The sequence below is a fragment of the Nocardia tenerifensis NBRC 101015 genome (assembly GCF_000308715.1).
In the GTDB taxonomy this organism is placed as follows: domain Bacteria; phylum Actinomycetota; class Actinomycetes; order Mycobacteriales; family Mycobacteriaceae; genus Nocardia; species Nocardia tenerifensis.
Genome location: NZ_BAGH01000505.1, coordinates 1 through 4,440 on the forward strand (window position 1 = coordinate 1; position 4,440 = coordinate 4,440).

Annotated in this window: 2 protein-coding genes; both read left to right on the forward strand. The window is 70.5% G+C overall.

What is annotated here, in order from left to right; translation table 11 throughout:
• The coding region (locus ON39_RS34625) for a type I polyketide synthase (protein ID WP_040740524.1) at positions 1-2,735 on the forward strand (2,735 nt) is incomplete at its 5' end.
• A 14-nt stretch (positions 2,736-2,749) separates the two neighbouring features.
• A partial coding sequence (locus ON39_RS34630; protein WP_040740525.1) for a type I polyketide synthase occupies positions 2,750-4,440 on the forward strand: 1,691 nt, incomplete at its 3' end.

Genomic DNA, 4,440 nt, shown 5'->3' on the forward strand with positions numbered 1-4,440 from the left:
CCATCACCACGGCGTTGGGCCGACTCATCGCTCAGGGCGTAAACCCTGACTGGTCCGCATATTTCGCCGACACCGGCGCTACGCGGATACCTTTGCCCACCTATCCGTTCCAACACACCCGGTATTGGCCGACCACGACGGCCCGATCGCAGCGCGCCGCGGGCCATCCCCTGCCCGCCACGATCGTGGAACTCGCGCACAGCGACGCAATGCTGCTCACCGCCCGGCTCAGCGCGTCCGAGCAGCCGTGGCTCGGCGATCACACGGTGGCGGGCGCGGTCGTCTTCCCCGGCACCGCCTTCGTCGAACTGGTGCTGCGGGCCGCCCAGGCGGCCCAGCTCACCGGGTTCGAGGAACTCACCCTGGAGAATCCGTTGGTCCTGCCGGACAACGGCGCGATCGAACTCCAGATCGCGGTGGCCGAGCGGGACGGCGACGGTCGCCGGGCGGTGACCGTGCACTCCCGACTCGATGGGTCCGCCGACGCCTGGCAACCGCACGCCAGCGGCGTCCTCGGCGTGGCTGACGCTGCCGAACCCGCTTGGACGTTCGACAGCTGGCCACCCGCGGGGGCCGTCGAACTACCCATCACCGAGGTGTATGCCGAATTCGCCTCCGCCGGGATGGATTACGGCCCGTTCTTCCAAGGCCTGCGACGCGTGTGGCGGGTCGGCGAGGAGGTGGCCGTCGAGGTCGCATTGCCCCCGGGCGCCGATCACCGTGCCGCGGATTTCGTGCTGCATCCGGCGCTGCTGGACTCGGTGCTGCACGGTGTCGGCGTGGGCCGGATGTTCGGCGAAGACGGCCAGGCGCGCCTGCCGTTCTCGTGGTCCGGTGTCACCCGCTACGCGAGCGGCGCGACAGAGTTGCGCGCCCAGTTGTCGCCGAAGGGCGAGGACGCGGTGGCGTTGCGGGTCGCCGATGCCGCAGGTCGGCCGGTCGCCGCCGTCGATCGCCTCACGATGCGCAAGTTCGCCGCCGACCAACCCGCGAACACCAGCACCGCACTGTACGTGCCCGACTGGCTGCCGAGGCAGCTACCCGACAGCGCGACGACGTACACCGTGCTCGGCGATGAACACGGCGACGAACACGGTACCCACGTGCTGCTGCTGGCACCCGGCGACGACCGCACCGATCCCGAATACGCGCTGGACGCCACCGCCGAGGTGCTGCACATGATCCGCTCCCACGCCGACGACCGCACGTTGGTGATCGTCACCGTGGGGGCCGTCGCGATCGACAACACACCCGCACCGGCCGGGGCCGCGATTTGGGGCCTGGTCCGCAGTGCCCAGGCGGAATCGGCGGGCCGCCCGGTGCTGGTGGATATCGATGACGACGAACGGTCGTGGCACGCGCTGCCCTTCGCGTTGTCATGTGACGAACCGCAGTTCGCGCTACGTGGCGGAGAGCTGTTCGTGCCCAGGCTCATTCCAGCGCCGTCCCCCGGCGCGGCCATACCGGATTGGAGTTCGAGCACCGTTCTGATCACCGGGGCGGCCGGTGCACTCGGCACGTTGGTCGCGCATCACCTGGTGCACGCGCACGGCGCACGAGATCTCGTGCTGCTCAGCCGCACCGGCGACGCGCCGGAGCCCGGCAACGCCGCCGTCACCCAAATCGCCTGCGACCTCACCGATCCGGGTCAGATCGCCGACGCGCTGGCCGACCTCCCCCGGGACCGGCCGCTGGCCGTGGTGCACTGCGCGGGCACCCTGGACGACGCCACGATCGCGCAGCAGACGCCCGAGCGGCTGCGGAACGTGTTCGCCGCCAAGGCAACCGCCGCATGGCACCTGCACGAACTCGCCCGCCACCACACCCTGACCATCTTCCTGCACTTCTCCTCCGCCGCAGCCACCCTCGGCGCACCCGGCCAAGCCAACTACGCCGCAGCCAACGCCTACCTCGACGCACTGGCCCACCACCGCTCGACGCACACCACCAGCATCGGCTGGGGCCTCTGGCACACCGGCATGGCGAGCACACTGAACGACGCCGAACGCAGGCGGCTCGCGAGCAGCGGACTCGTGCCGATCGAGGACGCGGACGGGCTCGCGCTGTTCGACGCCGCGTCGGCCGTTGGCGCGCCGGTCGTCGTTCCGCTGCCGCTCAATCGCGCGATGCTGCGCCGCCACGCCGTCGACAATCCGTTGTCCCCGGTACTGCGGGATCTCGCGCCGCGGCCCGCGCGCGTCGCGCAGACCGCCGCGACGCCACAGCTGTCGGCCGAGACGCTGCGCGCGCTGCCACCACATGAACAACACGAGCGACTCGGCAAGCTGATCCGCAGCCGCATCGCCGCGGTGCTCGGACATGGTTCGGACGAGGCGATCTCGATGGATCAGCCCTTCACCGAGTTCGGTTTCGACTCGATGATGGCCGTCGAGTTGCGCGGCGCGCTCGACGCCGCCACCGGCCTCGCGCTGCCCGCGACGGTGATCTTCGACCATCCGACGCCCGCCGCACTGCACGCGCACCTGCACACGACGCTGGTCGCGGGCGCCACCCCGGCGCCGGATGCGCTGTTCGCCGAAATCGACCGGCTGGAAAGCGATCTCAGCGGATTGGCGCCGCAGCACGCGGCGCGAATGCGCCAGCGGCTCCGGTCGTTGCTCAGCACGCTCGAGCACACCGACAACGGCAACGACGAAGACCGCGGCGCCGCGTTGGCGAACGCCGATCTGGAAGAGGTCTTCGGAATCATCGACGGCGAACTCGGCCTGTCCTGACGAGAGTGCGTGACGTGAACGACGAAAAGACGCTCCACTACCTCAAGCGGCTCACCGCAGAACTGCGCGACACCCGTCAGCGCCTGCACGCCGCAGAGGCGGGCGCGCGGGAGCCGCTCGCCGTGGTCGGCATGGCCTGCCGGTACCCGGGCGGCGTGAGGACACCGGAACAGCTGTGGGACCTGGTCGAGTCCGGCCGGGACGTGATCGCTGGATTTCCCGTCGATCGCGGCTGGGACATCGACGGGATGCGCACTGCCCGCCGCGGCGCGGCAGGCGCCAGCGACACCCTGCAAGGCGGATTCCTCTACGACGCAGCGGAATTCGACGCCGAGTTCTTCGGCGTCTCGCCCCGTGAGGCTCTCGCCATGGACCCGCAGCAGCGGCTGCTACTGGAGACCTCGTGGGAGGCGGTGGAACGCGCGGGCCTGGTTCCCGCCGCGCTGCGCGGCAGCCGCACGGGGGTGTTCGTCGGCGTCATGTATCACGATTACGCCTCCCGACTGCCCGATCTACCGGACACCGTCCAGGGGTATCTCGGCACCGGCAATTCCGGCAGTATCGCCTCGGGCAGGCTCGCCTACACCCTCGGCCTGGAGGCGCCGGCGATCACCATCGACACCGCGTGCTCGTCGTCGCTGGTGGCACTGCACCTGGCGGCCCAGGCGCTGCGGCGCGGCGAGTGCTCGCTCGCGCTGGTCGGCGGCGTCACCGTGATGGCAAGTCCCGCACCGTTTCTCGACTTCAGCAGACAGCAGGGTCTGGCGTCGGACGGACGCTGCAAGGCGTTCGCCGATGCCGCCGACGGCACGGGGTGGGCCGAGGGCGCGGGCATGCTCGTGGTGGAGCGACTGTCCGACGCGCGCCGCAACGGACATCCGATCCTGGCGGTGGTGCGTGGTACCGCTGTGAACCAGGACGGCCGATCCAACGGCCTCACCGCGCCGAACGGCCCCGCACAGCAACGGGTTATCCGCGACGCCCTCATCGACGCGGGTCTGCGCGCGGAGCAGATCGACGCCGTCGAGGCGCACGGCACCGGGACCCGGCTCGGGGATCCCATCGAAGCCCAGGCGCTGCTGGCCACCTATGGGCAAGACCGCGACCAACCGCTTCGGCTGGGGTCGATCAAATCCAATATCGGCCACACCCAAGCCGCCGCGGGCGTCGCCGGAATCATCAAGATGATCGAGGCGATGCGGCACGGCGTCCTGCCCAGGACCCTGCATATCGACAAGCCCAGCACCGAAGTCGACTGGGACGCCGGCGCGATCGCTCTGCTGACCGAGCCCGCCGCCTGGCCGGAGCGGGAGGGGCCGCGCCGCGCCGGAGTCTCCTCGTTCGGCTTCAGCGGGACGAACGCGCACGTAATCCTCGAACAGGCGCCGGAGTTGGAGCCTGCCGCGGATCGTGTGCTCGTCCCTCGGGTGGTCCCTCTGGTGCTGTCGGCGCGGAACGAGGCCGCGTTGCGTGTCCAGGCCGGCCGCCTCGCGGACCTGAGCGACGATTTCTCGGTTCTCGATCTCGGTAACTCGCTGGCCACGACCCGGGCCGTCTTCGAGGAACGCGCTGTCGTACTGGCCGCGGACACCGAGGGGTGTCGCACGGCGCTGCGCGCGCTGGCGGCGGGCGAGAGCCATCCCGGCGTGGTGCGCGGCAGCGGGTCCGGCGACGGGTTGGCGATGGTGTTCTCGGGTCAGGGCGG